Consider the following 25804-nt stretch of genomic DNA (forward strand, 5'->3'; position numbering starts at 1 on the left):
CGTGACCCAACCATTCCAAGACCTCCGTCGCAAACTGCGCCTGCTGGCACACAGCCTGCGCCACTTGTTCAAAGACAGAGCCAATTTTCGGCACAACATGCGCAAGCTGCTGGCCGCGTGGCGCGCCCACGGCATGCGGGGCCTGAAAGGTGCGCTGCTGGCATCACTGAGCGAAGGCCCCCCTGCAACCGGCTGGCAACAACACCGCGAAAACTTCGCCGCCGCAGCCCGCCCCAGCATTGAGAGCGCCATCGCCGCCATGCAGACACCTGCACGCATCGGCATTCTCGTGCCCACGTACAACACACCCGAGCCCATGCTGCACGACATGCTGCGCTCGGTGCAGGCCCAGTGGTACCCCCACTGGGAGCTGTGCATTGCCGACGACGCATCCACGGCCCCGCATGTGCGCCGCGTTCTGCAGGACTATGCGCGCAAGGACAGCCGGATCAAGCTCCACCTGAGTGACACCAATCGCGGCGTTTCACATGCCACCAACCTGGCGTTGGCAATGAGCACCACCCCGTTTGTCGTGCTTCTGGACCACGACGACCTGCTGGAGCCACAGGCATTGTTCCGCATAGCCGAATCGGTGCATCAGGACGACCCCGATATGACCTATTCGGACGAAGTGCTCGTTTCGCCCGATGGTGCAACCGTGCTGCAATACGTTTTGCGCCCCGCCTTTTCGCCGGAGTACTTGCGCGAGCATCCTTACATCGTGCATCTGGTGGGCTTTCGCACCCAACTCCTGCGCGAACTGGGGGGGCTGGACGAATCCCTTTCCATCTCGCAAGACTACGACCTCATCCTGCGGGCATCGGAACGCGCCCGCACCATCGTTCACATTCCGGAAATCCTGTACCAATGGCGCACACACACCGCGTCTGCAGGCCACAGCAAGGCCGCCGAGGTCATGAAAATCTCTGCCGGGGTACTGCAACGCCACCTGGACCGCACCGGGCAGGCGGGCACGATAGAGCCCGGCATGTCATTCAACTTCTTCTCGCCACGCTACCCCCTGCAGCCTGACCACCGGGTGGCCGTCATCATCCCCACCAAGAACCATGGCGAACTGGTGAAGCAATGCCTGGAAAGCCTGCACGCCACCATCGGCCAGTCGGTGGCCTACGACATCGTCCTGATTGACCACGAATCCGACGACCCGGCTTCAGTCGCCTACTTCGCGACGCTGGCGCCGCAAGCCACCGTGTTGCGCTATACCGGTCCGTTCAACTTTTCTTCCATCAACAATTGGGCGGTACAGCAACTCAAGACCCCCTACACCCATTACCTGTTCTGCAACAACGATATAGAGGCCATTGAGCCAGGCTGGCTGGAGCGCATGCTGGCCTTGGCACAACAGCCCGGCGTGGGCATGGTGGGCGCACAGCTCCTTTACCCCGACCGTACCACCATCCAGCACGCTGGCGTTTGTGTGGGTGCATTTGGCATTGCCGAGCACTACGGCAAATTCCTGCGCCTGCCGCCCGACCGCGTAGACATCGCCCACCAAGGTCGGCTCATCACCACGCACGAGGTGGCGGCCGTCACAGCCGCCTGCCTGCTCATGCGCAGCGAAGCCTTTGAAGCCATCGATGGCTACGACGAAACCCTTGCCGTGGGCTTTGGGGACGTGGACCTGTGTTTGCGCACCCTGGAAAGCGGCTGGCGCATACTGTATTGCCCACAGGCCACCCTACTGCACCACGAATCCCTTACGCGCGGCAAAACCGAAGGCTACGACCCCCACCCTGAGGATTCCGCCGCCTTCCTGGCCCGTTGGCGCCACTGGCTGGCCGCCGGAGACCCCTATTTTCACCCCGCCTTTGAAATCAGGCACACCTGCTGGCTACCACGCGCCCCCCTGCCGACCTCTGCGCAACTGCGGCGCCGCATTTACCAGTCCCAAGGCCAGCCAGCCAACCACCAACAAGCGCTGAGGCACACCACAAGCCCCAGCGTGTGACAAAACCCACACTTTATAGACCACCAGCAAGCACAGCACACACAAACACTTGCTCGCCCCAACAGGCTAGATACACTAGCCCCCAACCCGCGCTACAGCGGCAGTCCAAACAAGGAGCAACCGCCCTTGCAGGAACGCAGCAAGGCCGTGAAATGTTGTTTTTTTAAAACATTGTTTCATGTACAAGGGCACGGGCGCTACCCTATAAAAAGGGTGTGCTACCATCCACTAGCGTAATCAATCTTGGTAGTTGCGCTTTCAACTTTTAACTGGAGTTCATACATGAGAAAGAACGTTCTCGCCCTGAGCATTGCTGCCCTGATTGGTGGCGCTGCATCCGCAGGTGTGGTCATCCCTACCGCTGTTGGCGCTGGCGATGCTGTTGCTAATCCTGCTGGCGGCGTTTATCCGCTCGCCACCGCTCTGAACCCCACCGTTACCGGCGTGGGTCACATCCTGACCGTGCCTTACTTCACCACGCAAGGCACCAACAAGACGCTGTTGAACCTCGTCAACACCGACAACGTGAACGGCAAGGCTGTCAAGCTGCGCTACCGCGGCGCTCAGAACTCTGACGACGTGTTTGACATCACCATCTACCTGTCGCCTGGCGACGTGTGGACGGCTGAAGTGGCTGCTGCCGAAGACGGCTCGGGCATCTCCCGCCTGGTGACCAGCGACACGTCCTGCACCCTGCCCTACAAGCAAGACATCAAGGATCTGGGCGGCAAGTTCAAGACCGACCGCGTGCGTGACGCCGACAAGGCCCAAACCCGCGAAGGTTATATTGAAATCCTGAATACGGCTGACGTGCCTCCCACGCTGGTGAACGCTGCTACCGGCGCAGTGGGCGCTACGGCCAACCCGCTGTTCGCTGCCGTCAAGCACGCCACCTCCGGCGCCACCTCTGGCACGCCTACCTGCGCAACCGCTGTGCTGGACTTGCAAGAAAACGACTTGGTCGCTTTCGACGCAGTTAACCCCAACAGCTTCAACCTCCGCGGCTACAACTATCCTACTGGCGGCCTGTTCGCCAACTGGACCGTTGTGAACGTGGCAGGCTTTGCTTCGTTCTCTGGCACCGCTACGGCCGTGCGCGCTGAGAACGGCGCTGGTGCCAATGGCGTCGGCAACATCGTCTGGTTCCCACAAACCAGCGCTGCACAAGCCAACGGTGCGAACGCAACCAACGTTGCAACCCTGTCGGCAGATCCTCTGCTGCTGGGTGGTGCTGTTCTGTCGGCCAAGTACGACTATCCAGATCTGTCCACGCCTTACACCGGCGCTGTGACTCCATCCGCACAGGCCACGAACCTGACGGCTGCCCTGGCTACGGCTGCGGTGTCTAACGAGTTCATCACCGGCAACGGCTTCTCGACCGACTGGATTCTGTCGCAACCTACCCGCCGCTACCACGTGGCTGTGAACTATACTGCCGCTGCCGCAAGCCGTCTGGTGTTCCGTGACCTGGTCGCGGGCACTACCAGCCTCACCGTGGGTACGGACCACTACGCTCCCGTCAACACGAAGCTGAACACTGCCAACGACATCGCTGGCACGCCCGCTGCGACCGTGGGTTGCGTGGTGCCTGGCAGCCTGCGCGGCTACAACCGTGAAGAGCTGACCAAGACCACGTTCGTGATCTCGCCAGCATCGGCCCTGACGCTGTGCGGTGAAGTGAGCGTGCTGTCGTTCAACAACACCGGCGACTCCGTGGTGGGCGGCGTGCTGACGCGCTCCAACCTGAGCACGGGCACCGGCATGGCTGAAGGCTGGATGCGTGTGAACACCCCTGGTGCTGTTGCTGCCGGCCTGCCAATCATCGGCTACTCGGCATCCAAGGTGACCGGCGCCAACCTGGGCGGCGCCTGGACGCACCGTACGGTTCGCTAATCTTCGGGTTAGTTAACTTTGTATAAAAGGCGGGGAACTTTCCCCGCCTTTTTTATTTCAGTGCTACAGCTTTACTCTTGTTCCTTGTTTTCACGATGATGAAGTTTTCCACTGCCCAAATCCTGCGTTCTGCTTTGTTGTGCGCCAGTACCCTGAGCGCGGCCATTGCTGGCCATGCCACTGAAGCCAACCCCGTGTTGCTCCAAGGGGCCGGTGTGGTCATCACACAAGAGCAGGTGCAAGCCGATCTACGCGCCCTGGTGCCCAACCTCCGCGCACAATTGTTGGCAGACCCAGAGCAGATGAAGCAGTGGCTGGACACCGTCTACCTGCGCAAGGCCCTGGCTGCCGACGCAGAGCGCCAGAAAGTGGGCGAACAGCCCGAAGTGAAGCGGCAAATACAACAGTACCGCGAGACCATCCTGGCCAACGCCCGACTCCTCAATCTCGAAGAAGCCGCAGTCAGCCGCGCCGAGTTGCTGGAGGCCCAGGCCCGTACCGAATACCGAGGTGACAAGGAGCGCTTTAACAGCCCCGCGCAAACCTTGGCCAGCCATATCCTCGTCAAGGGCAGCGACGACGCTGCCAAGACCAAGGCACAAGAACTTTTGGCCGAACTCAAAGCAGGCGCGCGGTTTGAAGAACTGGCCCGCAAACATTCGGGCGACCCGGGCAGCGCCCTGCGCGGAGGGAGCCTGGATTGGTTTCCGGCAGGCCGCATGGTGCCGGAGTTCGACGAGGCCCTCAAGCCCCTGCAGCAGCCGGGTGACCTGAGCCCGGTGATCAAGACCCAATTCGGCTACCACATCATTCGCCTGGATGGCCGCCGCCCCGCAATGGCCAAGTCGTACGAGGAAGTGCGTGATGAGCTCGTGGCCTCTATCGCCGCCAAACAACGCGGCAAGGTGCGCGAGGCAGAACTGGAGCGCCTGCGGAGCCTGGCGCAGGGCAACCCCACAGCGCTAGACGCATTCGTTGCCCGCGAAAAGCAAGCAGAAGCCGCGCTGCCCAAGGCCGCCGCTCCAGCCGCGGCCCCTACGCCTACAACGACCAAGTGAAGCGCTTACGCGGGCTGGCAATGATGCGCCAGCCCACGCACAGCCAGCCAGGTTTTTGTTTGTCCTCGCATTCCGCATGCCCATCCTGATCCAGCAAGCTGCCGCCCTGTGGCGTGCGCGCGCTTTGTGCTGGGTATTGACGCAGCGCGAAATTGCAGCCCGCTATGCGGGCACTGCGCTGGGTGCGGTCTGGGCCTATGCGCAGCCACTGCTCACGGTGGCGGCCTACTACCTGGTGTTTGACGTTGTGTTCGCCATTCGCATGGGTGCTGGCGCCGCCAACCATGCCGCTGGCACCTACCTCATTGCAGGCATGTTGCCGTGGATGGCATTTGCCGACGCACTCTCACGCGGCATGGCCAGCCTGTTGGAATCTGGCCCTGTGCTGCAAAAAAATGCGTTGCCACCGATGCTGTTCCCTGCCAGGGCCGTAGCGGCCAGCAGCGTGGTTTTTGGCCCGCTGCTGCTGCTGCTGCTGCTGGCATATGCCCCTTTGCACCGCTTTGGGCCTGCCACGCTCGCCTTCCCGGTGCTGATGCTCTTGCAGGTTCTGCTGTGTGTGTTGTGGGGGGCCACGCTGGCCATCTTGGCGGCTGCACTGCGCGACACCATGCAATTTGTGGGATTCGCGCTTTCTCTGGGGGTTTTCTTGTCCCCTGTGTTGTTTCCGGCCAGCCAGTTCCCCGAGGGCTGGGCATGGGTGCTGTGGCTCAACCCCATGACAGCCTGGGTCAGCGGATATCAGTCGATCTTGCTCCTGGGCGCTTGGCCCGCGATGTCGGTCTGGGTTGGCATTGCAGCCTGGTTGGCGCTGGGGGCGTTGCTGCTGAATTTGCTGCTGCGCCGCAGCCTGGATCAATTAACGGATTGGCTGTAGATGCTGCTGCCTTCGGCTTTGCACAATGATTTCGCGGCCGCCCGCTCGACGACGCTGAAAGTCAACGATTTGGGCAAGGAGTACCGGGTATTCCAATCCCCTCAGCAAAGGCTGTGGGCCTTGCTGAGCAACCGCCGCAATTTCACAAGCCATTGGGCTTTGCGCGGTGTTTCGCTGGAACTCAAGCGGGGGGAGTGCCTGGGGCTGATCGGTGACAACGGCGCGGGAAAGAGTTCCTTGCTCAAGCTGTTGGCAGGAACGATGCAGCCTTCTGAAGGCCACATCCAGCGCAAGGGCCGGGTCACGGCGATTCTGGAATTGGGCGCAGGATTTCACCCTGATTTCACAGGGCGCGAGAACTTGTACTTTGGCGGGAGTTTGATTGGCATCACGACGCAGCAAATGCATCGACTGGAGCCGGAGATCATTGCCTTTTCCGAACTGCAGGAAGCCATCGATCGCCCGATCAAGACTTACTCTTCTGGCATGGTGGTGCGCCTTGCTTTTGCCTTGGTGACTGCCATCGAGCCCAGCTTGCTCATCATTGATGAGGCCCTGGCGGTGGGCGACCAGCATTTCCAGAAAAAATGTGTTGAGCGCATTGAGGCGTTCCGCAACAACGGCTGCACCATTCTCTTTTGCTCGCACAGTCTTTACCACGTACAGCGCCTGTGCGACACCGCACTGTGGCTGCACGAAGGCAATCCTCGCGCGCTGGGACCAGCGCCAGAGGTGATTGCCTCGTACGAAGCGCATGTGCGGGCCCGGCAACAAACGCCAACCCAGGTTCCACAAAGCCCTGCAGAGGCTCCCGACGCGGCGGCAGCAGAGTTGACGCCCCCGCAAAACAAGGCGCGGCCAGCCCATGCGCACATTGAGGCGGTGGACTTGCCAGATGTGGTGGAGCAGCCAGACGCCCCGTGCGGCCGACTGGCTTCACCGCACCTGCGCATCACGGTGCGAGCCCATGCGCCTGCGGGCGAGTGCCCCAACATCGGGGTGATGCTGGAACAGGCGGGCGGCGGTGTTGGCATCACCACGGCGGGCACCCACGTGGATGGCGCCAGCGCCATTCAGGACGAGAGTGGCGCCTGGGTAGCCACCGTTACTTTTACCGACCTGCCGTTGCACACGGGCCAGTACAGCGTGAGCGTGTACCTGTTTGATGCCATGGGGCTAGTTGTGTATGACGAGTGGAAGGATTGCACCCGATTTCAGCATGTGTTTGCCAAGTCAACGCCTGGCCTGGTGCACCTGCCGCACGTGTGGAGCTGACGCCGGTGCGCTCGACCTTCCATCAACGGCTGCGCACCGAACTGCGCGATTTGATCGAACTCGTGCTAGTCCCCGGGCTGGCCGCCATACTTCCCTGGCGCTGGTGTTTCTGGCTTTTCAAACGTCTGGCGCGCGTTCAGTGGCTTTACCGGGGTGCTTGCCTGCAGGCCCTGGCCCAAGCCCAAAGGCTGGGGCAGGTTTCACCGGGTGGCGAACCCCACTGGCTAGCAACGCGCCGCTTGGTCACACTGGTAGACCACGCCGACCACTACCTGGCCTTGACCCGATCCAACACCTTCATGCAGCGCCACATGGACGTGCAGGGGCAATGGCCCGACCCTGCCCGGGCGGGCGTGTGCGTCACGTTCCACTGGGGAGCGGGGATGTGGGCTTTGCGGCATGTCGGGGCCCAGGGCCTGCAGGCCCATGCCTTGGTGGCCGCGATGGAAGGAACCCCGTTCGCAGGGAGGTCTGTGCTACGGCGCTATGCCATCGCTCGCACCCGCAGCGTTGGCCAGGCACTGGGCCGCGCACCGCTGGTGGTGTCGGGCAGCCTGCGCCCCGTGGTGCAGGCACTCAGGCGCCATGAGCAGGTGTTTGCTGCAGTGGATGTGCCTGCCGACCAGGTGGACTCCAGCGCGTTGGTAACCCTGTGCGGCATGCCCGTGCGCGTGCCCAAGGGTCTGCTGCGGCTGGCGGTGGACATGCAAGCGCCTGTGACGGTGTACGTGACCGGCTTCGACACACATACGGGCAAACGGTTGCTGAAAATCGCTCAGCTCGCACTGCCTGCGCCAGGAAGCGATGCACAGGAACTCGCACAAATGGTCTTTCAGCATCTGGATGACTCACTGGCACAGAACAACGCGTTCTGGCATTTCTGGGGCGAGGCGCCGCGTTTCTTCCACGCGCAGTGAGCCGTTTTTCCAGATCCGCGAGCGCAGTCTTGTCACCCCTCTACGCGGCGTGCAATAGCCGATACATCGCATTCGAGCGGGCCGGCAACTGAAGACAACGCGGCACCCGACTGCCCCGGCTGAAGTCGCCACTCCAGGTCGTAGAAGATAGACCCCAAGTATTTGTGCTGGCGGGATTTCACCGCCGGGTGCGAAGCCTCACCGCCTGCGAGTTGCAGACGCCAATCGAAGGCCTGCATCACGGGGTGCTCCTTCAAGCAGCGCAGTCCGACACGCAAAAGCACGGCGTCGTCGTGGGGAGGAACGGCTACTACCAGCCCCTCTTCAAGGCGTGCAGGCGCATAGGTCATGTAGTTGACGCGACGGTCGGTTCGCATCGCGATCACGGTTCGACCGCCAACGCCAATGCGTACTGGATCCACCGCGTAGATTGCACTGCCACCTACCCTTTGCAGCGGCTGCAGGTTCGCAGTGAATTCGAAATCTGCACGGTCATCATCGTGTGCAAAAAAGTAACCCTGGGCCGCCTTCGTATTGCGCTCCTCGCAAGCGACTTCGAAAGCCCGAAGATTCATCTCTTGCAACACCATGGTACGCATCCCTGCCACTTGCCCGCTGCAGAGGCCATGGGAAACAAGGGCATCACGGGCTTCGTGGAGGTATCTGTAGGTGTAGGCGGGTACCTTGTATTCCGCCAGCGCCCACGCGCGGGGGAAGAATGCCCGGGACAGACTCAGGTCGTAGTTCCCTTTGTTGGCAAATTGCACGTACAGCACCAGGTGCCCCGCTAGGGCAAGCACCGCCACACCCGCTCCCACACCCAGAAACATGCGCGGCGACAGTTTCGACCGCTCGCTCCAGCGCCCCCAACCTATTGCCGCCAGTACAACCAGCCAAGGATAGATGACGTACAAATGCCAAAAGGAGCCCTGGGCCAACACCGCCATGGCGGCAACAAACCAGAGGACGGTGGATAGGAGAACCCAAAGAAATGTGCGGCTGGCAATCGCTGCGCCGCACCCCAAAATAACCCCCACCAGCATTGCGAGCAGGTGAGCGCCCGTCAGCTGGGCCAAACCGGTTATGGTCGGCTGTATGCCTCTGACGATGCCGTAAGGCATCAGCAATGCGTCTCTCCACTTGCCAATATCCAGCAGGCGGGTGAACAGTTCTCCGGAGCTTGTACGCCCCCCAGCCGCCCCCTGGGGCTGGAGAGATACCCATTGAGAAACTGCGTCAGAGTGGACGACCCACAAAGCTGTGAGGCCGATGATGCCCGCCACAGCGAGCAAGGTCACTTTGTCAGTCAGCACCTTGTGGTGCACGACCACGTATATCCCCAGTCCCAACAAAAGAGGTGCAGCGGAGGGATGCACTTGCAGGAGCACAAATACCACGCAAGGAAGCGCCAGCCATGCCGTGTTGTGCGATTCGATAGCCCGTATGAACAATGCAAGCCACACATTGCTCAATGTCATCGCCAAGGCAGGGTTCCAGGCGCTATGGGCATGGACCGAGGCAAAAACCGGGAAGGCAAAAACAACGTATGCCAATCCGTAGCGCGGGCCAAAACTTCGGGATATCTCTCGCCAAAGGAAGCCAACGGAAAGAATAAAAAGCAGCGCGAAGGCAATAAAAACAGCACCTTCGCTGTCATGAACCCACAGCGGCAGGGCGAGCAGGTAGTAGAAGGCCGGTGGCAAACGGACTTGCTCACCAAACATAGGCGGGCTATCCACAGGCCAGACGTGGCTGCGCACCAAATTACGGGCAACTTCCATGTCACGGATCTGGTCTGCTCCATGGAGCGTGACATCGTAGAAAAACAGAAGAATGCCCGCTAACAACACCATGATGACCAAAGCCATCACATCGAAGAGACGATCACGGTCAGCGGGGATAAGGGGTCGCAAATGCCTGGTCACCCGAGCTAGTCCAATCGAAAGTGTTATCAAAATGCCGATGCAAAACAGCGGATATCCTGCCCCTGGGGTTATGCGAGGAAAATGGGAACCCGCTTGACTCAAGGCTGAAACGCAACACGCGCCACAGCTATTGCGAGAATTTGCACCGCAGCATGGCTGGGGCTCTCGGCATCTCTATGAAAAAAATTCCCAACCCAGCGCACTAGAAGTTTTTGTGCCCGCTCGTCGGCTCTGCGTTTTTTCTGACCAGCAATATCGGCCACGGAGCCAACAGGGCCCAGCTGCGCGTGCTGCCAAGCCCCACGATACCTGTTTCGGGATAGTCATCGCGCGCCGGAAGCTGGCGCGTACCGAATACGCGATCCCACAACTGGGTGAAGACTCCAAAGTTGGTGTCGTAGTGCCTCTCTTCGATGGAGTGGTGCAACCGATGGTATGCAGGCGTAATCACCAAACGCTCCAACATTCCAAATCGGAAAGAGACATTCCAGTGCATGAGTATCCCATTGAGCACAATGAAGCCCAGAACCCACACCGGTGCGCCATGCGCGCCCCCCATCAAGACAACCAATGGCGCAGTCACTATGAAGTAGCGAAAGCCCTCTTCAAGCCAGTGATGGCGCCCCACACTGCTTGCAGAGACGTTCACATCTGAGTGGTGCACCATGTGGTATCGCCAAAGCCACGGAATACGGTGCTGCGCTCTGTGCAACCAGTAATACAGAAAATCGAAACAAGTGAGGTAAAGCAGCCACAGCGCGACCTGCTTGATCGGCGTATCAGCCCATTGCCGCAACCGCAGAACGTCGGGTGGAACCTGCGCATCAAGGGTTGGCAGCACATAGCCGAGCACGGTACCACCAACGGCTAAACCTAGCGGGATATAGACGCTATTAGCAATAACGGTAGGCCAATGCAGTCTTCTGCCAGGCCTCAACACTTCCACCGCCATTGCCCCAACCAACACGGGCCACCAGGGAACAAGGCCCGCCAGCACTGCGCGCAGATGGCCCCAAAGGTTTAAGAAGAAGTCCATCACACGCAAATATGCTGTTTCCGCCCGCTAGGCCTGCATTAAATGCTATTAAATATATAGCATTTAATGCTTTAATCACTTCAGTTGTACTTGTGAAACCACCACTGACCATCCTCGAGCACCCATGTTTCCCACATGGTAGATGGCAGAGGTTTGGTGCCAAAGCCGGGCGCTACCACTTGGACACCTACAGTGACCGATACCAAGCAGCGGTCGCTGTCAGGGCATTTCACTTGGTTAACCTTGGGCTCTACCCAAGATGCACTGCTGCCAAAGCTCTTGCTGTAAACGTCTGCATCGTTGAGCGCTCTGTAGGACGGTGCGAGGTAGGAATACGCTTTGGTGAACTCGCGTGCTTGCATCAGATTGACACGCGCTTGTGCACGCTTTTGAACCGTGGCTTCTGGCGTAGCCGGGGTGATAGCGGCGCAGCCCGCAAGGACTGCCACTGCAGTCAGTGCTCCAACAGATGCAAGGGATTTGATAAAATGACTTTTCATGGCTTTGATAAATAGAAGAACAAGTTACCGGGGAGACGGGGCTGCAGCAGGAATAGCAGGCGCCTGAGAGGCAGGGGTACCGTCTGCCCTCGGGGAAACACCCTCAATGGACAGCAGCCCTTTCATGCGATCACGCAGGTCTTCGCTGACCTCTCGCACGTCGATGTCACTGCGTACGACTTTGGGCGTGATGACTACCAATAGTTCCGTACGTGCACCTGCACGCGAATTGGTGCCAAACAGATTGCCCACCAGCGGCAGGTCCTGGAGCAAGGGCACTCCATTTTTGCCTCGTGTTTCGTTGTCTTTGATCAGTCCACCCAGCACAATCGCCTCCCCAGAGCGGACGGCGACTTTGCTGCTGATCTGACGTTGCATAAAAGTGGGTTGATTATTGGCACTCGTGCTAGTTGTATCAGACACGTCTGTCACGGTCTGATCAATCTGCATGGACACAAGATTGCCGGAATTCACCGAAGGGGTGACCGCCAGGCTGACGCCAGTGTCACGGTATTGCACGGTACTCGTCGTAGCATTTGAGCTGTTGAGCCAATCGGTGGTGCTGGAGAGCACAGGCACCTGGTTGCCTACAGTCATCATGGCCAAGTGATTGTCCAGCACCATTAGCGATGGGTTGGAAATCATCTTGATTGTGGTCTTCCGGGACAAGGCGTTGAGCGCCATGCGGATTTTGCCCGCAGAGTTGACTAACGAGTAGGTAAAGCCTTGCGCCATGGCGGTACCAAGGCTGCCGGTCCCCGACGTAACAGCACCCGATCCTGAGCTGATTTGCCCGGCCCCTTGGTAGTTGTTGCCAACACCACCATCGAAAGCCCATTGCAAGCCATAGTTGAGGTTGTCGTTCAGGGTGACTTCAATGATGGAGGCCTCAATGAGCACCTGTGTGGGCGGCGTATCCAACCGCTTCAAGGTTGTTTCTATTTTTTCAAACTCACCACGCGTACCCCAGATCAGAATGCTGTTGTTGAGGTCGTCGGACATAACGCGGATGTTGCCGATAGCCGCAGTAATCGGTTGAACCTGCTGGCCTGCACCAGCAGTACCCTGCTGAGCCCTGGCGCCAAAGGCCGAGGTGTTAGCACCCGCCCCCAGTCCATTGCCAAATGTGCTGCCCCCCAGCAACCCCGAACTGCGGGCACCTGCACTGTTCTGAAAAGCATTGTTGCCAGTCATCCCACCCGCAGCAAATGAGTAGCCAGATGTTGCGCCCGTCACGGGAGTCAGTCCAGGGGAGACTCCACTGTTAGCAGATGCCCCACCTACCGCCGCACCACCAAAAATGCCCTGCAAAACACCTGCCAAATGGCGTGCACTACCGTTTTGCACCCGGTAAATGTAGAGCTGGGGTTCGGCCCCACCGTCACTAGGCCGGTCGAAGCGTTCAATCCAGCGGCGCGCTTCGTCGAGATATGCAGCCTTGGGCGTAACAACCAAAATGCTATTGATGCGCTCAATGGGCAGCACGCGCAAAGCACCAAACAAGGGATTGTTCTCTCCAAGCCCGACCGCTGCGGAATTGTTAGCCGATGTCGCAGTGCCAGTTGTGGATCGGGTAGTGGGGGTTGCTGCGGCAGGCGTGCCCGGCCGCGCTGCCGCACTGCCAGCTGCAGATGTTCCGGCACTGCCGATGAGCCGCAATGCAGCCTCGACTTCGCTTACGGAAGCGTACTTGAGCGGAAACACACCGACAGACATGCCCTTGAGCAAATCCACATCAAAAGTGTTGACGATGTCCAACCAGCCTTCCGCCTGCGAACGGGTTCCAGCGAGAACCAGCAAATTGCGCAGGCTATCGACACGCACCAAGCTTTCCGGCGGCATCATGGGCCGCAGGATGGTAGCCATCTCAGCTGCACCGATGTATTGCAGGGGGACGATGATGGGACCCGTGCCAGGGGGCATGGCCACCGGCCCTGCCTGTCGGATACCAGAACTGATACTTCTAAGAGCCTCTGCTCTGCCTACGTGGTAGCTACCCCGCGTATCTCCGACCAGCGCAAGTCCATTGACGGCCAGAGCGCTCTCCAATAGAAAAACAGCTTTGTCGGGAGCCACTGGGGTACGCGTGGCTAGAGTGACCGTCCCGCCGATGGGCGGGTAAATTACATAGTCAACTTTAAGCAAGTCGCCAAGGATGGTGCGCACGACCTCCGCGATAGGTGCATCTTCAAAATTGAAGCTAATAGGTGCACCTCCCAAGGGAGACGCGGCCTTCATGGGAGCGATGACTCGATCATTGCCGCGCATGATGCGTGGCTCGCCATTTGTGCCCAGCATCTCCGCTTCTACTGATGGCTGTCCATCACGCGGAGGCTGCTCTGGGGACGTAGCGCTCTGAGCCAGCGACGCTTGGCACGCGGCGGCCAGCGCCAAAGGAAGAATGTGCTTGCTGAGGATCATAAACTCATGTGGTTCCGGGTCACGGGCCAAAACGGGGACGACGCCGAGCGGCGGCGGATGCAGGCGCAGATGCCGAGGCGGGTTCTGCTGCGGGTTGCTCCGTCGGCGTTGCGACGGGCGTAGCTTCAGGCACTTGCGCCTGAGGATCAATATTGACGAGTGCACGGTTACCGCCGGATGGCGGCATGTCAACTCCAGCAGAATATACCTTGGAACGGACCAATAGCATTTCCCGCGTCTGACCTCCGTTGGTGAATACCGCGCTTCGCTCTTTCACAGAGGTCAGCTGCCAACCGTTTATCGATTCACCCAAGCGGATCCTGCGCCCCTTTCCATCAATGCGTACGATCGCGCCGCCAGATTCGCTTCCGCCGGAAAAAACGCCCACTATCTGCGCGTTTGCCAGAAGGTCTGGAGGAGGCGCCGGAACGGGTGGAGGCGGTGGCGGCGGTGGACGGCGAGTGCTGGAAAAAATGGGACGCTCAAGCAGGGCCAGGAATACATCGGTACGCACCGGCTCCCGGCTGGGTAAACCCGGCAGCATTTGCATGTAGTCTGACTGTATGGGGTCTGGGCGTACCCAATGGGTATGACGCACTTGCCCCTGAGGGTCTACCCACATCGCAGTCAGCGCCAGCGCAAGCAAAACATTGGCAGCGATGAGCATGCCGATCACTGGATTTTTCATGACTGCAACCGTCGCAGGATGAGAAATCCGAACTGCACCGACAAGCGCTGAACCCCACGATCCGGCGTGTCCTGGCTCTGAATACTGATTTGGTCAATGATCACTGCTGGACGCTGTTCCGCCAGTCCTATCAGTGCGCCTTGTAGGGAAGTGATGTCGCCTTCGGCACGCACCGAAAGAGGAATTCGCTCCATTTCCGCCTCAGTTTTAGCCGGAAGCACTTGACTGCTAGAGATGCTCATGCCGGCGGCAGTGAGCAGGCTGCGTACTCGCTGCTGCACCTCATTGCCAGTCTGATTGGCATCCTGGCTACCGTCGTGAACATAAAGCGCCTCTAGTTCGCGCGCACGCAGTGCAGCGGCCGAGAGCGCATCGCCCCCGGCCTTCAGACCAGCCAGTCGCGCATATCGAGGCCCAATAAAATCGGCCAGCCGAGTTTGCACCCATTGGTGCTTTTGGTAAACGTACGTACCCGCAGCCAAGCAAACGGCCAGAAGACACGCTACGGTCACCAAGGGAATAACGATTTGTGAACGCAAGTACTGCTGCATGAATTTGCCAAAGTGAGCGGACATTCGTCACCGGGTGAAACGGCTCTTGCGAGGCGTCTCAGCACTGGTCGGAGCCGTGGTTGACGCCCCCACAGAATCATTCGACACGGACGAAACCGAGGGAGGGGTTACAGGCGGCGTAGCAAGCGGCGGCTGAGCAGGAAGGGCAACACTGGCTGGGTTGACGGCTACAGAGAACACTGCAGGGTCCAGCTGTATTTCAATACGGAAATTTTCCGCATTCGGCGCCAGCGCACGCGTTGCGGCCGTGGGAGCGCGCACCTCACGGAAGCCCGGCACCGAGCCAAGAGTTTGCATCAGCGTAGCAGCATTTCCTGTAAGCCCCTGAATGCTCACTTTCAAACCTTGGGTTTGCATGTTTTGGAGATAAGTATCGTCGGGCAGCACCTTCGTCAGTACCGTCATGAGTTGCAGCAAGTCGATACGCTCCGTCAGTACGCCGCGCACCACCTCCAGCCGCTCGACAGAATGCGTAAAGGCTTCACGTTGAACTGCAGCCTGCTTGGTCTCGTGCTGCATGCTTTCAAAAGCTGCAATCGCATCAAGGGATCGGGCTCGCAGTTGCAATGAGGGCGTAGTAGCCATCGCACCTAATATCACCATAGCAAAGAATACAAACGCAAAGGCAACACGACGTTGCCGAACGACCTCCTGCGCGCGGCTTTGCTCCCCCCAGCCACGGACAATAATGGGGTTACCATCAGTTGCAAAAACCCAGGCCTCGGCCCTTCTGCCAGATCGCAACCCTACATCGCTCTGCCGTTCGTCGAGGTATCGAGCGATTTGCCGCCGAGAGGCAAGAATGACTTCGACAAGGTTTTTGCCCGACGCTTTGTCCAAGAGCGCGCGCCCCCCCCACACCGTGTCATCCATCGCAAAAGGACTGGTCGCACGCACTTCGAGTTCCACTGCTTGGGCTATGGCAGCGTCCGGCAAACCCGGCATCCGCTGCAGCTTGCGGAGCACCAATTCTTCGGGAATTTCAACAGCCCCAAACTCGGCAGTCTCAGCGCCCTTACCGGCCCCAAGTAATCGCCCCTTCCACAACACCACACTGCCATCTGCACGCAACACACGTACCGGCAGAACAGGTGTCAACCATGCGAATAGGCGTGTTTTCGCCACTGCTCGCCACGAAGCACCGAATTGACGCACAAGATCACGTACGTCAAAGCCGAAAAGCTCAAAAGGGGAAGTCTGAGTGGACATAAGGCCTATATGCCCTTAGGAGATGATGCGAGCATCCAAGTTTCAGCGTTGAATATGCGCCACGGCAATCCCGCCCGCATATCCGGGCTGACATCTACATGAAGCTGAACTACGCCTTGAGAGCCATCAGCCATTGGGACCAATGCCTGAACGCGATAGCGGGAACTGATTCCAGAGTCGATAAATTCGCCACGCAAAACCGTGACGTCCATGCCCGCGCCACCACTCTGGCGACGGGCACTGACCATGGACTGGGCGCGCGCCACATTCCCTTCTGCTAGCATTGTCAGCACCTCCAGCGGTGCGGCCCGGGGGTTCACCTTGCCTGAGCCCTGCACATCGGCAGTCACAAGGGCGCGAAGTCTAGCATAGAGGTTGTAATCAACCCCAGGCACGCGCATCAGATCCGACGCGTCCTCAAACCCCTGAGCACGCCCCAAAGCATCGGGCTTTTGACGCTCCATCACAATGGATTGCGCCAACTTCGCGGCATCTTGAACATCCCGCCCGCCAGCAGTCGCAAGAAGCGCGGTCAACAATTCAGGCGCGGCCCGGTTGATATCTACAAAACCGTTCAACGCATTGAACTCGACAGAAATCACCCTCCCGCCATAAGACACTTGAAGGGTCCGCCACGGCTGGCGCGGCCCGGCTTGCGGAGAGGTCACTTCCTGCAAGGCAAGCATAATCGCAGCCTCGCCCGACACCTGCGCCTCGATCAAGCCACGTGCCGCTGACATGGTCCGTGTCTCGGCTCGAATAGCGTACACAATACCCGTAACGGCCACGCTGAGAGCCGCCACAATCCAGAGCACAGCCACCAGAGCGATGCCTTCCTGGACTGCGCCTCGCTTCCATTCGGCTTTTCCCATTAATCACGCCCCCCGAGAGTGAAGCGATTCGCGCCGATCTGGCTGGCTGGCAACTGACGAAGAGGTACGATCCATACGGGCCACTCACCTGACCGCGTATTCAGTTCGATACGCACGCGCGCGGGTATGCTGTCCTTGCGATGCCATGTGCCCACCCATTGCGGGGCAACCTGCCACGCATCTTCATAAGCCATGGCAAATGAAGTGACTGCTTGAGCCACCTCAAACGACTCTGCAGAGCCCCAATCGGGCTCCCCCCCGACACCGCTCCATGGTGCAAAACGAAGCACCAAGGCCGAGCCACTCAACCCGTTTTCCAGCGCGAGCCGAAAATAGCTACGCCCCCCTGCGCCAAATCGAGCCGGCATGACCCCGACCCAGGTAAGCTCCTGTGGTTTTGCAACAAACTGATAGGGAGAGGCGTCTGGAGCCAAGGCTTGCGGTGAGCGACGAGCGGAAATGCGACCAAGCGCTTTTTCAACAAACGCAGCCGTCACGCGCAGTTCGTCAGTGGCATTTAAACGCTGCTCCACACGATCCTGAGCCTGGGCCATGGAATTGATGACGGAAAGCATGCCCGCCATCACAAGGGACAGCAATGCCATACTGACCAACAACTCCAACAGCGTAAAACCGTGAGAAACACGGGGGCGATTTAGATGCAAAGGCCTCATCGCCCCCCCTCCACTGCAACAACGGGGCTGCGCTGGGGCCGCAAGGTCTGCAGTTCGATAAAGCGGATTCGCCCACCATCACCCCACCGTACGTAAATCACCACCGAGTGCAGTGGCGTGATACCTGGCTGGGCACCACCAACAGGCGATGTACGCACCTGCCATTCGAAACCAGCCGATTCACCCGACTCATTCCAGCCCGTCTCTGCAATCGCGTCTTTAGCCGCCAACAAAGATTGGCCAAGCATCAAGGCTTTTTGCTGCTCTTGCAGCATACCGGCATTTTGAACACTGGCTCCAAGCGCACGGTACAGCACCCCTATTGCCATCGCCATAATTGACAAGGCAACCAACAACTCCAGCAGAGACATGCCGCCTTGTCGCCCGCAGCATTGAGCACGGGTCATGGAGTCAATGTTTCCAACGCAACTCGACCAGATAACCAGTCAACGCGCAACCGAGCCCCCTCTCCAGACGGGCGCAGTATGTCTACGCTCCCCCCGGTAGCCCCACCACCGGGGAAGAAGCGGATGCCGGCACCTTCGCGACTGTTCGCCTCCTCACCCGCCATGGTGACCCGAATCTCCAGAGGCTCGGGTATGAGCCGCGCTTGCTGCCCGTCAACACGATAGCTGCGATGCTCAAGATCGACGACAAAAGAGGTCTCGACACGGGAAACAAGCGCCTGCTGCCGTGCCGCACGCATGTCCATCATGATGCTGCGCAAGGCATCGCGATAGTTGGCCGAATCACGCAACCGATCAAAAGCCATCGGCACCAAACCCACCAGCAACGCCGATATGGCAAGCACAACCAAAAGCTCTACCAGAGTGAAACCGCGAATACAACGCATACAGCAGGCTGAAAGCTGCCTACCTCACTGGGCATTGCGAACATCTGCGTTTTCGCCATCCCCCCCTGGCGCGCCATCAGCGCCCAACGAAAGAATCTCAATTTTCCCACCAGAACTCGCATAACGGTACGGATGGCTCCAAGGGTCAGAAGGGACTCCGCCTCTGAGGTAGGGTCCGTTCCAACCATTGGCACTACCAGGCTTCTTAACGAGCGCATCCAGCCCCTCTTCAGTGGTCGGATAGCGTCCCACATCGAGCTTGAACAACTCAAGGGACTTATCGATATCCGCAATTTGTATGGCGGCAGTTTTGGCCTTAGCCCCTCCGAATTGGCCCAGTACCCGCGGCCCAACCAAACCTGCCAGCAATGTAAGGATAGCTAGGACAACCAGCAATTCAATCAACGTAAAGCCGCGCACAGGACGGCGGGTACCAACATTCACCATGAGGATGGCTTCCTTGGGCAAACAGAAATTATACGGCGAGGTCATTAATTGAGAGGATTCCAAGCAGGATTGAGACGATGATGCCGGCGATGAGTACCCCGAGCACCAGAATCAGCACAGGCTCGACCAAAGTCAGCAGACGCTTGATCCCGATTTCCACCTCGCGGTTCAATATATTTGACAGCTCCAGCATCATGGGCCCTATGCGACCAGTTTCTTCCCCCACCCGGATGAGATTGATGGCCAGAGGTTCAAAGATCCCGGAAACTGCGGCAGCCTGCACCATCCGACCACCCTCCTTAACAATCGGAGCCATCTTGACCAACGCCTGCTGCAAAGGAGCATTGCTGACCGTGTCCGTCGAGATATGCAGTGCAGTGAGCATGGGCACGCCATTGCCCAGAAGGGTCCCGAGCGACCGCGAGAACAGTGTCAGCTGGTACTTTAACGCCAGCCGCCCCACAAGAGGAAGCCTGAGCAAACGCGACTGCCACCACTGCCGACCCGCAGGAGAATTCAGCCAACGCGACAACAACAACACACCAAGAACCGCCACCACCCCGATGAGCAGGCCGTAGTGTCGAAAGCTCTGGCCCATGATCATGACGATACGGGTGGGTAACGGCAGGGCATCGCCCATTTCGGAAAAAAGCTTCTCAAACTGTGGCACCACGAATCCGAGCATCACGATGAGAGATAGCACGGCCACGCCCAACAGTATGGCGGGATAGATCGTGGCAGAGATGACACTTTCGCGGAGGGCGCGCTGACGCTCCATGTGCTCGACAAGGCGGTCAAGCACGGAAGACATCTGACCGCTGACCTCACCCGAGCGCACCATGTTGATGTAAAAGTCACCAAATAAGGCGCGGTGAGCCGCCAGAGCACGGCTCAGGGGTGTTCCGCCCTTCACAGCATCCAGAATACCCTGCACCAACCCCATCACGCTAGGCTTGTGACTCATATCAATCAACACGCGCAAAGCGTTGTCTAGCGCCAAACCGGCTCGTAGCATGATGGCCAACTCAGATGTGAACGCCATGACATCCGCAGCATTGACAGGCCCTTTCTCTTGACGGCTCCTAGGCTGCGAAGAGATGCCGACAGCCTGCACCCCAAAAGCAGTGGCAGCGCCTGTGTCGGCCGCATTATCTAGCGCCAATGGCGTGAGCCCTTGTTCTCGCAACCGCTTAAGCGCCGCAGTACTATTGGATGCGGACAAACAACCTTGCTCAATGCTGCCCGCCGCCGTGGCGGCTCTCCAAACGAAATCAGGCATCGGTCTGGTCCTGCGTTACACGCGCTACTTCGTCGAGCGTGGTGACGCCTGCGGCAACCTTGCGCAGCCCATCCTCATACAGACTGAGCATGCCGCCCTGCGAGGCAAGTGAGTGCAGCACGTTCGCATCAGCGCCGTCGATGATGGCACGACGCATCGTCTCATCCAGCACGAACAGTTCGTGAATACCAATACGCCCTCGATAACCGCTCTGGCGGCACTCAACACAACCAACAGCACGATAGATCGGACGCCCAGGGTCAGCGAAGCGAGCGAGCCCCGTCTGCTCACGCACCTGCATGCCAGGTTCGTAAGGCTCTTTGCAATGGCTGCACAAAGAACGCACTAGCCGCTGAGCGAGTACACCGTTTACAGACGAGGTAATGAGGTAACTCTCGACGCCCATGTCTTGCATGCGAATCACGGCACCCGATGCCGTGTTGGTATGCAGCGTAGAGAGGACCAAGTGACCAGTAAGGGCAGATTGGACGGCTATCTGCGCGGTCTCGCCGTCACGCATTTCGCCAATCATGATGATGTCTGGATCCTGGCGCAGTATGGAGCGCAGGGCGTTGGCGAAAGTCAGATTGATTTGGGGATGGACCTGTATCTGATTGATGCCTTCGAGTTGATACTCGACCGGATCTTCTACAGTAATAATTTTATTGGCATCGGAATCGATTTTGGACAACGCAGCGTAAAGAGTGGTTGTCTTTCCCGAGCCTGTAGGACCGGTGACCAGCAAAATGCCATGGGGCCTGACCAGCAATTCATTGAATCGCGAAAGCGTGTCTTGCTCAAAGCCCATGGTCTCGAGGTTCAGACGCACGCTGGCACGATCAAGTACGCGCATGACCACGCTTTCACCGTACACCGTAGGTACAGTGGAGACGCGAAGATCCAGTTCTCGTCCTTTTACACGCGTCTTGATCCTACCGTCTTGCGGAAGACGACGCTCTGCGATGTCCAAATGCGCAAGTAACTTCACGCGAGAGCTGACAGCGGCTGAGAGCCGCGGCGGCACAAGCTCACCGTGATGAATCACTCCGTCAACACGGTAACGGACGTGGAGCCCATCATCAAATGGCTCCAGATGGATATCGGAGGCTCTGAGGTCAATCACACGACCCACGATACTGTTGACCAGCCGGATAACGGGCGCCTCACTCGCCAAATCCTTGAGGTGCTCGATGAAATCGATGCCATCAGATCCGTCCCCGAAAATATCACCGTCCTCGGAGACATCTTCAATGGACTCAGCAAGCACCTTCTCAATGTCGCTCTCCAACGCCAAGTAGGGCTGAATCCTGCATCCGGACGCCAACTGCATCGCTTTGAGCAAGAACGCGTCCTGAGGAACAGCCATAGCAACATGGAGATCCGAACCTTCTACGCGGAGAGGATAGATCGCATGCGCACGCAAAAACTCCGGCGACAACCCCTCCACCTCTGGCATGGAATCCGGCAACTCCTGTGCGGACACGAACGATATGCCCAGTTGCTTTGAGATAGCCTGCGCCACGTCGCCATCGGACACGAGCCCCAGGCGAACCAACACACGGCCCAGCATGCCCCCCATTTCACTCTGCGCGGACAACGCACGCTCAAGATCTCGGACTGTGAGCTTACCGCCTTGCACCAGCAACTCTCCCAGCCGCGTGCGCTCTTCATGCACCCCTCTTTGCGATGAGGTTTGCACATCCAATATCGATATGGTCATGAGATTCTCTGGAAACACGTTGCGCCGCCATTGTGCCGCTACCACAGAAATAGACGGCAAAAATTGTCCAACATTGGCCCCTTGTAGTACTTGCCATAGCCCGCGAGACGCCTCCAGACAGGCAATCTCCGCCAATGCAAGTAGTCACGGACCTGCAGATCGTTCAAGCCACGCTCATGTAGTCGCTCCTGCAGTGCCTGGGCTTGGGCCAGAGTCTCCAGCCCCAGCCATCGGATTCGAGCCATGGTTCGAGGACCATCGCGCACTACCCGCAGAAGTCTGTCACTGATCGCTCTACTTCTTGCCCCCACTTGGTTGCCTCCATGCTGGCGGTACAAAACAAGCGGATCAGTCAGAAAATGCCGTCGCCCCTGGCAACTCAGCAAAGCACACCACCAGTCATGCATCACAACCCGGGGGGGCAGAGGCAATGCTAGGTTCAATAGAGCCTGATTCACCATCGTGGCGCAGCCAGTGACGTGGTTGACACCAAGCAAAACGGGCAGCGCCATAGAAGAGACATTGATGCGCTGCTGCCGAATAAACGAGGCAGCAACAGTGCGAAGGCTCTCATCAACAACACGTAAATCGGAATGCACGAGACACGGAAACATGCTGTCATCGCGTTCAAGCTCTGTCATAGCTTGAACAAGACTCTCAACTTTATGAGGTAGCCAGACGTCATCCTGATCACAGAAAGCTATCCAGCGCGCGACCCCATCCTTCGCCGAAGCATCCATGAGTGCCTCGAAATTGCGTGCCACTCCTCGACCAGGATGAGGGTTGGACACCCATTGGACCCGACCCGCCGTCATTCGCCGAGCAAATGCCTGGACGACAGAGACAGTTGCGTCGCTCGATCCATCGTCACTCACCAGTATCCGTATATTGGGATAGGTTTGAGCGGCTAAAGACTCCAGTTGCGCTTCAACGTGCCGAGCGCCGTTGTAGGTAGCCAATAGAACATCAACCAAAGGCTCTCCGCCTCCCAACGTATGCTGCGCCTCAACTCTCATGATGACGGGCGCACTGCTCATACATGAGCGATTCGTAGGCATCAGTGATTTGCTCCCAGTCATAGAACGATTGCACGACTTGCCGAGCAAGCTCAGCGCGCTTCTGCCGCTCTTCGTGCGTGCGATGGAACCAGTCCTGCAAGCAAGCAGCCAGTTGCTGCGACGTACGAAAATAATCGGCGGCGTCCCGGGCTACCTCGCTATTGAACTGGTTGTCATGCGCGATGACCCAGTTTCCACAGGCCAATGCCTCCAGCAATGAGGGGTTGGTCCCCCCCACCGAGTGGCCGTGCAGGTAGCAGGCCGCATGCACGCGCAGGCTCTGGAGCTGGGCGACATCGTAGATGCCCCCCAAAAACCGCACCCGCTCGCTGGCCAGCGCCTTCAGTTGCTTCTGGTATGGCGTGGCGCCAGATACGTCCCCCACCACCACCAACGGCCAGTCGCCCCCATGCAGCAGATGCCCTTGGACGATCTCCAGAATATGGTTCTCCGGCTCCGGCCGGGCCACCACCAGCATGTAGCGGTGGGCTTGCAGGCCCCAGTTGGCAAGCACCGAGGGGTCGGCCGCTTCGGCCGGAACCAGCTCAGCGCCATAAGCAACAAAACTGGTCGGAGCACCCGACGGGTAGTTCTGGCGGAACCGTTGGGCGATGGCCTCGGCGTCTGCAATTAAGCGCGTGGCCACCTTGGTGGACATCCACTCCATACAGCGCAGGTAAGTGCGGGCGCCCCAACCCCACTTGCTGCGGGCCCATTCCAGCCCATCGACGTTGATCCAGACGGGCACCCCGAACACCCGGGGCCACCAGCAGGCCCATGCGGCACCGTAGCCCAGCATGTAGACCAGGTCGTATCCACGGCGCGCATCCCACAGGCAGGAACAGTCGTAGGCCAGCACCGATGCCGCCCCCCAGCGGGGCCGACGCCGCGAGCGGACCCGCACCCCCTGGTAGACGGTGTCGGCAACCGGCTGATCGCCGCATTCCGCATAGACCGTGACCTGGTGCCCACGCGATGCCAGGCGGGTTGCCAGCTGTTCGGCAAACGTCTCAAACCCGCCGTAGCTTGCGGGGATGCCCCGCGCGCCCAGAATGGCGATCCGAAGCGTGGCGGGAGCCCCATCGGCGCCGCATGCCTTGGTCGCCCGCACCGCAGTAGCGCTCAAAGGTCTGCCTCGGCCAGCCAGCGCCCGGCCTGGTCCTTCGCCGACAGCTGGATGGCCGCCTCCACAGAGGGCCAGGCAATGGCCAGCTGCGGGTCATCCCAGCGGATGCAGCGCTCGTGCTCGGGGCTGTAGTAATCCGTGGTCTTGTAGAGGAAGTCGGCCGACTCGGAGAGCACCAGAAATCCATGGGCCAAGCCTGGAGGCACCCAGAGCTGGCGGTGGTTGTCTTCCGTCAGCAGCGCCCCCACCCATTGGCCAAAAGTGGGCGAGCCCTTGCGGATGTCAACCGCCACATCGAACACCGCCCCACGCACCACGCGCACCAGTTTGCCCTGTGCCCGGGGCGGTAGCTGGTAATGCAGGCCGCGCAACACGCCCTGGCTGCTGCGGCTGTGGTTGTCCTGCACAAAGTCACACTGCACACCCGTGGCCGCCTGGAAGGCTTGCTGGTTGAAGCTCTCGTAGAAAAAACCTCGGCTGTCCCCGAACACCTTGGGTTCGATCAGCACGACATCGGGAATGGATTGCCGGATAGCTTGCATGGCGGATCAATAGACTTTGTCGTTCAGCAGGCGCTGCAGGTACTGGCCATAGCCGTTCTTGGACAGGGGTTGTGCCAGGCGGGCCAGCTGCTCGCTGTCGATCCAGCCGGACCGCCAGGAAATTTCCTCGGGGCAAGCGATCTTGAGCCCCTGGCGATGCTCCAGCGTGGCAATGAACTGGCCCGCTTCGAGCAGGCTTTCATGCGTGCCGGTGTCCAGCCAGGCATAGCCGCGCCCCATGATCTCGACATTCAGCTGCCCCTGCTCCAGGTACAGCCGGTTCAGATCGGTGATTTCCAGTTCTCCGCGTGGCGAAGGCTTGAGGTCCTTGGCCATCTGAACCACCTGGCCGTCGTAGAAATACAGGCCCGTGACCGCATAGCTACTCTTGGGCTGCTTGGGTTTTTCCTCCAGCGACAGCACCTTGCCCTGGTCATCAAACTCGGCCACACCATAGCGCTCAGGGTCTTGCACATGGTAGGCAAACACGCTGGCACCCTCTGTGCGCTGCCGGGCATTGCCCAGCAGCTCATGGAAGTCGTGGCCGTAGAAGATGTTGTCGCCCAGCACCAATGCGCTAGGGGCGCCATCCAGAAACGCCTCGCCGATCACGAACGCCTGCGCCAGGCCGTCCGGGCTGGGTTGCACCGCGTACTGCAGGTTCAGCCCCCACTGGCTACCATCGCCCAGCAGCTGCGCAAAACGTGGCGTGTCCTGCGGGGTGCTGATGATGAGGATGTCGCGGATGCCCGCCAGCATCAAGGTGCTCAGCGGGTAATAGATCATGGGCTTGTCGTACACCGGCAGCAGTTGCTTGCTGATGGCCAGGGTGGCAGGGTGCAGCCGGGTGCCGGAGCCTCCGGCCAAGATGATGCCTTTGCGTTGCGTCATGT

The 25804-nt window shown here is 59.3% G+C and carries 23 protein-coding genes; 6 read left to right on the forward strand and 17 right to left on the reverse strand.

What is annotated here, in order from left to right; all coding sequences use genetic code 11:
• Positions 1-97 precede the first annotated feature (97 nt).
• The 6 genes from ACYZGB_RS14750 to ACYZGB_RS14775 all read left to right on the forward strand — a co-directional run bounded on the left by ACYZGB_RS14750 (position 98) and on the right by ACYZGB_RS14775 (position 7989).
• On the forward strand, positions 98-1969 hold the full coding sequence (locus tag ACYZGB_RS14750; RefSeq protein WP_462389286.1) for a glycosyltransferase: 1872 nt from the start codon (positions 98-100) through the stop codon (positions 1967-1969).
• A gap of 282 nt (positions 1970-2251) precedes the next feature.
• Entirely contained in the window at positions 2252-3862 is a 1611-nt protein-coding gene (locus ACYZGB_RS14755) for a cell surface protein (RefSeq protein WP_462389288.1), read from the forward strand.
• Positions 3863-3957: 95 nt separating this feature from the next.
• Entirely contained in the window at positions 3958-4920 is a 963-nt protein-coding gene (locus ACYZGB_RS14760; RefSeq protein ID WP_462389290.1) for a peptidylprolyl isomerase, read from the forward strand.
• Between the two features lie 76 nt (positions 4921-4996).
• A complete protein-coding gene (locus ACYZGB_RS14765) occupies positions 4997-5797 on the forward strand; it encodes an ABC transporter permease (RefSeq protein ID WP_462389291.1) in 801 nt (266 codons plus the stop codon).
• On the forward strand, positions 5798-7072 hold the full coding sequence (locus ACYZGB_RS14770; RefSeq protein WP_462389293.1) for an ABC transporter ATP-binding protein: 1275 nt from the start codon (positions 5798-5800) through the stop codon (positions 7070-7072).
• Positions 7073-7311: 239 nt separating this feature from the next.
• Positions 7312-7989: a lysophospholipid acyltransferase family protein gene (locus tag ACYZGB_RS14775; RefSeq protein ID WP_462389295.1), complete on the forward strand. Its 678-nt coding sequence runs from the start codon at positions 7312-7314 to the stop codon at positions 7987-7989.
• 32 nt (positions 7990-8021) lie between these two features.
• Here ACYZGB_RS14775 and ACYZGB_RS14780 read toward each other — a convergent pair whose 3' ends face one another.
• The 17 genes from ACYZGB_RS14780 to rfbA form a co-directional block, all read right to left on the reverse strand.
• The gene (locus ACYZGB_RS14780; protein ID WP_462389297.1) at positions 8022-9857 is read right to left on the reverse strand and encodes an ArnT family glycosyltransferase; all 1836 of its coding nucleotides are present in this window, start codon (positions 9855-9857) and stop codon (positions 8022-8024) included.
• 259 nt (positions 9858-10116) lie between these two features.
• A complete protein-coding gene (locus ACYZGB_RS14785; protein ID WP_462389393.1) occupies positions 10117-10950 on the reverse strand; it encodes a sterol desaturase family protein in 834 nt (277 codons plus the stop codon).
• 80 nt (positions 10951-11030) lie between these two features.
• On the reverse strand, positions 11031-11450 hold the full coding sequence (locus ACYZGB_RS14790) for a hypothetical protein (protein ID WP_462389298.1): 420 nt from the start codon (positions 11448-11450) through the stop codon (positions 11031-11033).
• Positions 11451-11474: 24 nt separating this feature from the next.
• Positions 11475-13748 carry a type II secretion system secretin GspD gene (gene gspD, locus ACYZGB_RS14795; RefSeq protein ID WP_462389299.1) on the reverse strand — a complete coding sequence of 758 codons (2274 nt, stop codon included), beginning with the start codon at positions 13746-13748 and terminating at the stop codon, positions 11475-11477.
• A gap of 807 nt (positions 13749-14555) precedes the next feature.
• Positions 14556-15134, reverse strand: a complete 579-nt coding sequence (gene gspM, locus ACYZGB_RS14800) for a type II secretion system protein GspM (RefSeq protein ID WP_462389301.1) — start codon at positions 15132-15134, stop codon at positions 14556-14558.
• Between the two features lie 3 nt (positions 15135-15137).
• Complete coding sequence (locus ACYZGB_RS14805; RefSeq protein WP_462389303.1) at positions 15138-16340, reverse strand: PilN domain-containing protein; 1203 nt, start codon at positions 16338-16340, stop codon at positions 15138-15140.
• A gap of 5 nt (positions 16341-16345) precedes the next feature.
• Positions 16346-17212, reverse strand: a complete 867-nt coding sequence (locus tag ACYZGB_RS14810) for a type II secretion system minor pseudopilin (RefSeq protein ID WP_462389304.1) — start codon at positions 17210-17212, stop codon at positions 16346-16348.
• A complete protein-coding gene (locus ACYZGB_RS14815; RefSeq protein ID WP_462389305.1) occupies positions 17212-17886 on the reverse strand; it encodes a prepilin-type N-terminal cleavage/methylation domain-containing protein in 675 nt (224 codons plus the stop codon). Before ACYZGB_RS14815 ends, ACYZGB_RS14810 begins: the two co-directional genes overlap by 1 nt.
• Positions 17883-18293, reverse strand: a complete 411-nt coding sequence (locus tag ACYZGB_RS14820; protein WP_462389306.1) for a type II secretion system protein — start codon at positions 18291-18293, stop codon at positions 17883-17885. The genes ACYZGB_RS14815 and ACYZGB_RS14820 overlap by 4 nt, the downstream gene beginning before the upstream one ends.
• Complete coding sequence (locus ACYZGB_RS14825) at positions 18290-18739, reverse strand: GspH/FimT family pseudopilin (protein ID WP_462389307.1); 450 nt, start codon at positions 18737-18739, stop codon at positions 18290-18292. The genes ACYZGB_RS14820 and ACYZGB_RS14825 overlap by 4 nt, the downstream gene beginning before the upstream one ends.
• A 24-nt stretch (positions 18740-18763) precedes the next feature.
• Positions 18764-19186 carry a type II secretion system major pseudopilin GspG gene (gene gspG, locus ACYZGB_RS14830; RefSeq protein WP_462389394.1) on the reverse strand — a complete coding sequence of 141 codons (423 nt, stop codon included), beginning with the start codon at positions 19184-19186 and terminating at the stop codon, positions 18764-18766.
• Positions 19187-19214: 28 nt separating this feature from the next.
• The gene (locus ACYZGB_RS14835; protein ID WP_462389309.1) at positions 19215-20465 is read right to left on the reverse strand and encodes a type II secretion system F family protein; all 1251 of its coding nucleotides are present in this window, start codon (positions 20463-20465) and stop codon (positions 19215-19217) included.
• Positions 20458-22185 (reverse strand): GspE/PulE family protein, encoded by a 1728-nt coding sequence (locus ACYZGB_RS14840; RefSeq protein WP_462389311.1) that lies wholly within the window; start codon positions 22183-22185, stop codon positions 20458-20460. Before ACYZGB_RS14840 ends, ACYZGB_RS14835 begins: the two co-directional genes overlap by 8 nt.
• 38 nt (positions 22186-22223) lie before the next feature.
• Positions 22224-23222, reverse strand: a complete 999-nt coding sequence (locus tag ACYZGB_RS14845) for a glycosyltransferase family 2 protein (protein WP_462389313.1) — start codon at positions 23220-23222, stop codon at positions 22224-22226.
• On the reverse strand, positions 23191-24369 hold the full coding sequence (locus tag ACYZGB_RS14850) for a DUF1972 domain-containing protein (protein ID WP_462389315.1): 1179 nt from the start codon (positions 24367-24369) through the stop codon (positions 23191-23193). Before ACYZGB_RS14850 ends, ACYZGB_RS14845 begins: the two co-directional genes overlap by 32 nt.
• Positions 24366-24911, reverse strand: a complete 546-nt coding sequence (gene rfbC, locus ACYZGB_RS14855) for a dTDP-4-dehydrorhamnose 3,5-epimerase (RefSeq protein WP_462389317.1) — start codon at positions 24909-24911, stop codon at positions 24366-24368. Before rfbC ends, ACYZGB_RS14850 begins: the two co-directional genes overlap by 4 nt.
• Positions 24912-24917: 6 nt before the next feature.
• The gene (gene rfbA / locus ACYZGB_RS14860) at positions 24918-25802 is read right to left on the reverse strand and encodes a glucose-1-phosphate thymidylyltransferase RfbA (protein ID WP_462389319.1); all 885 of its coding nucleotides are present in this window, start codon (positions 25800-25802) and stop codon (positions 24918-24920) included.
• Positions 25803-25804: the final 2 nt, after the last annotated feature.

This window comes from Acidovorax sp. Q11 (genome assembly GCF_054950075.1).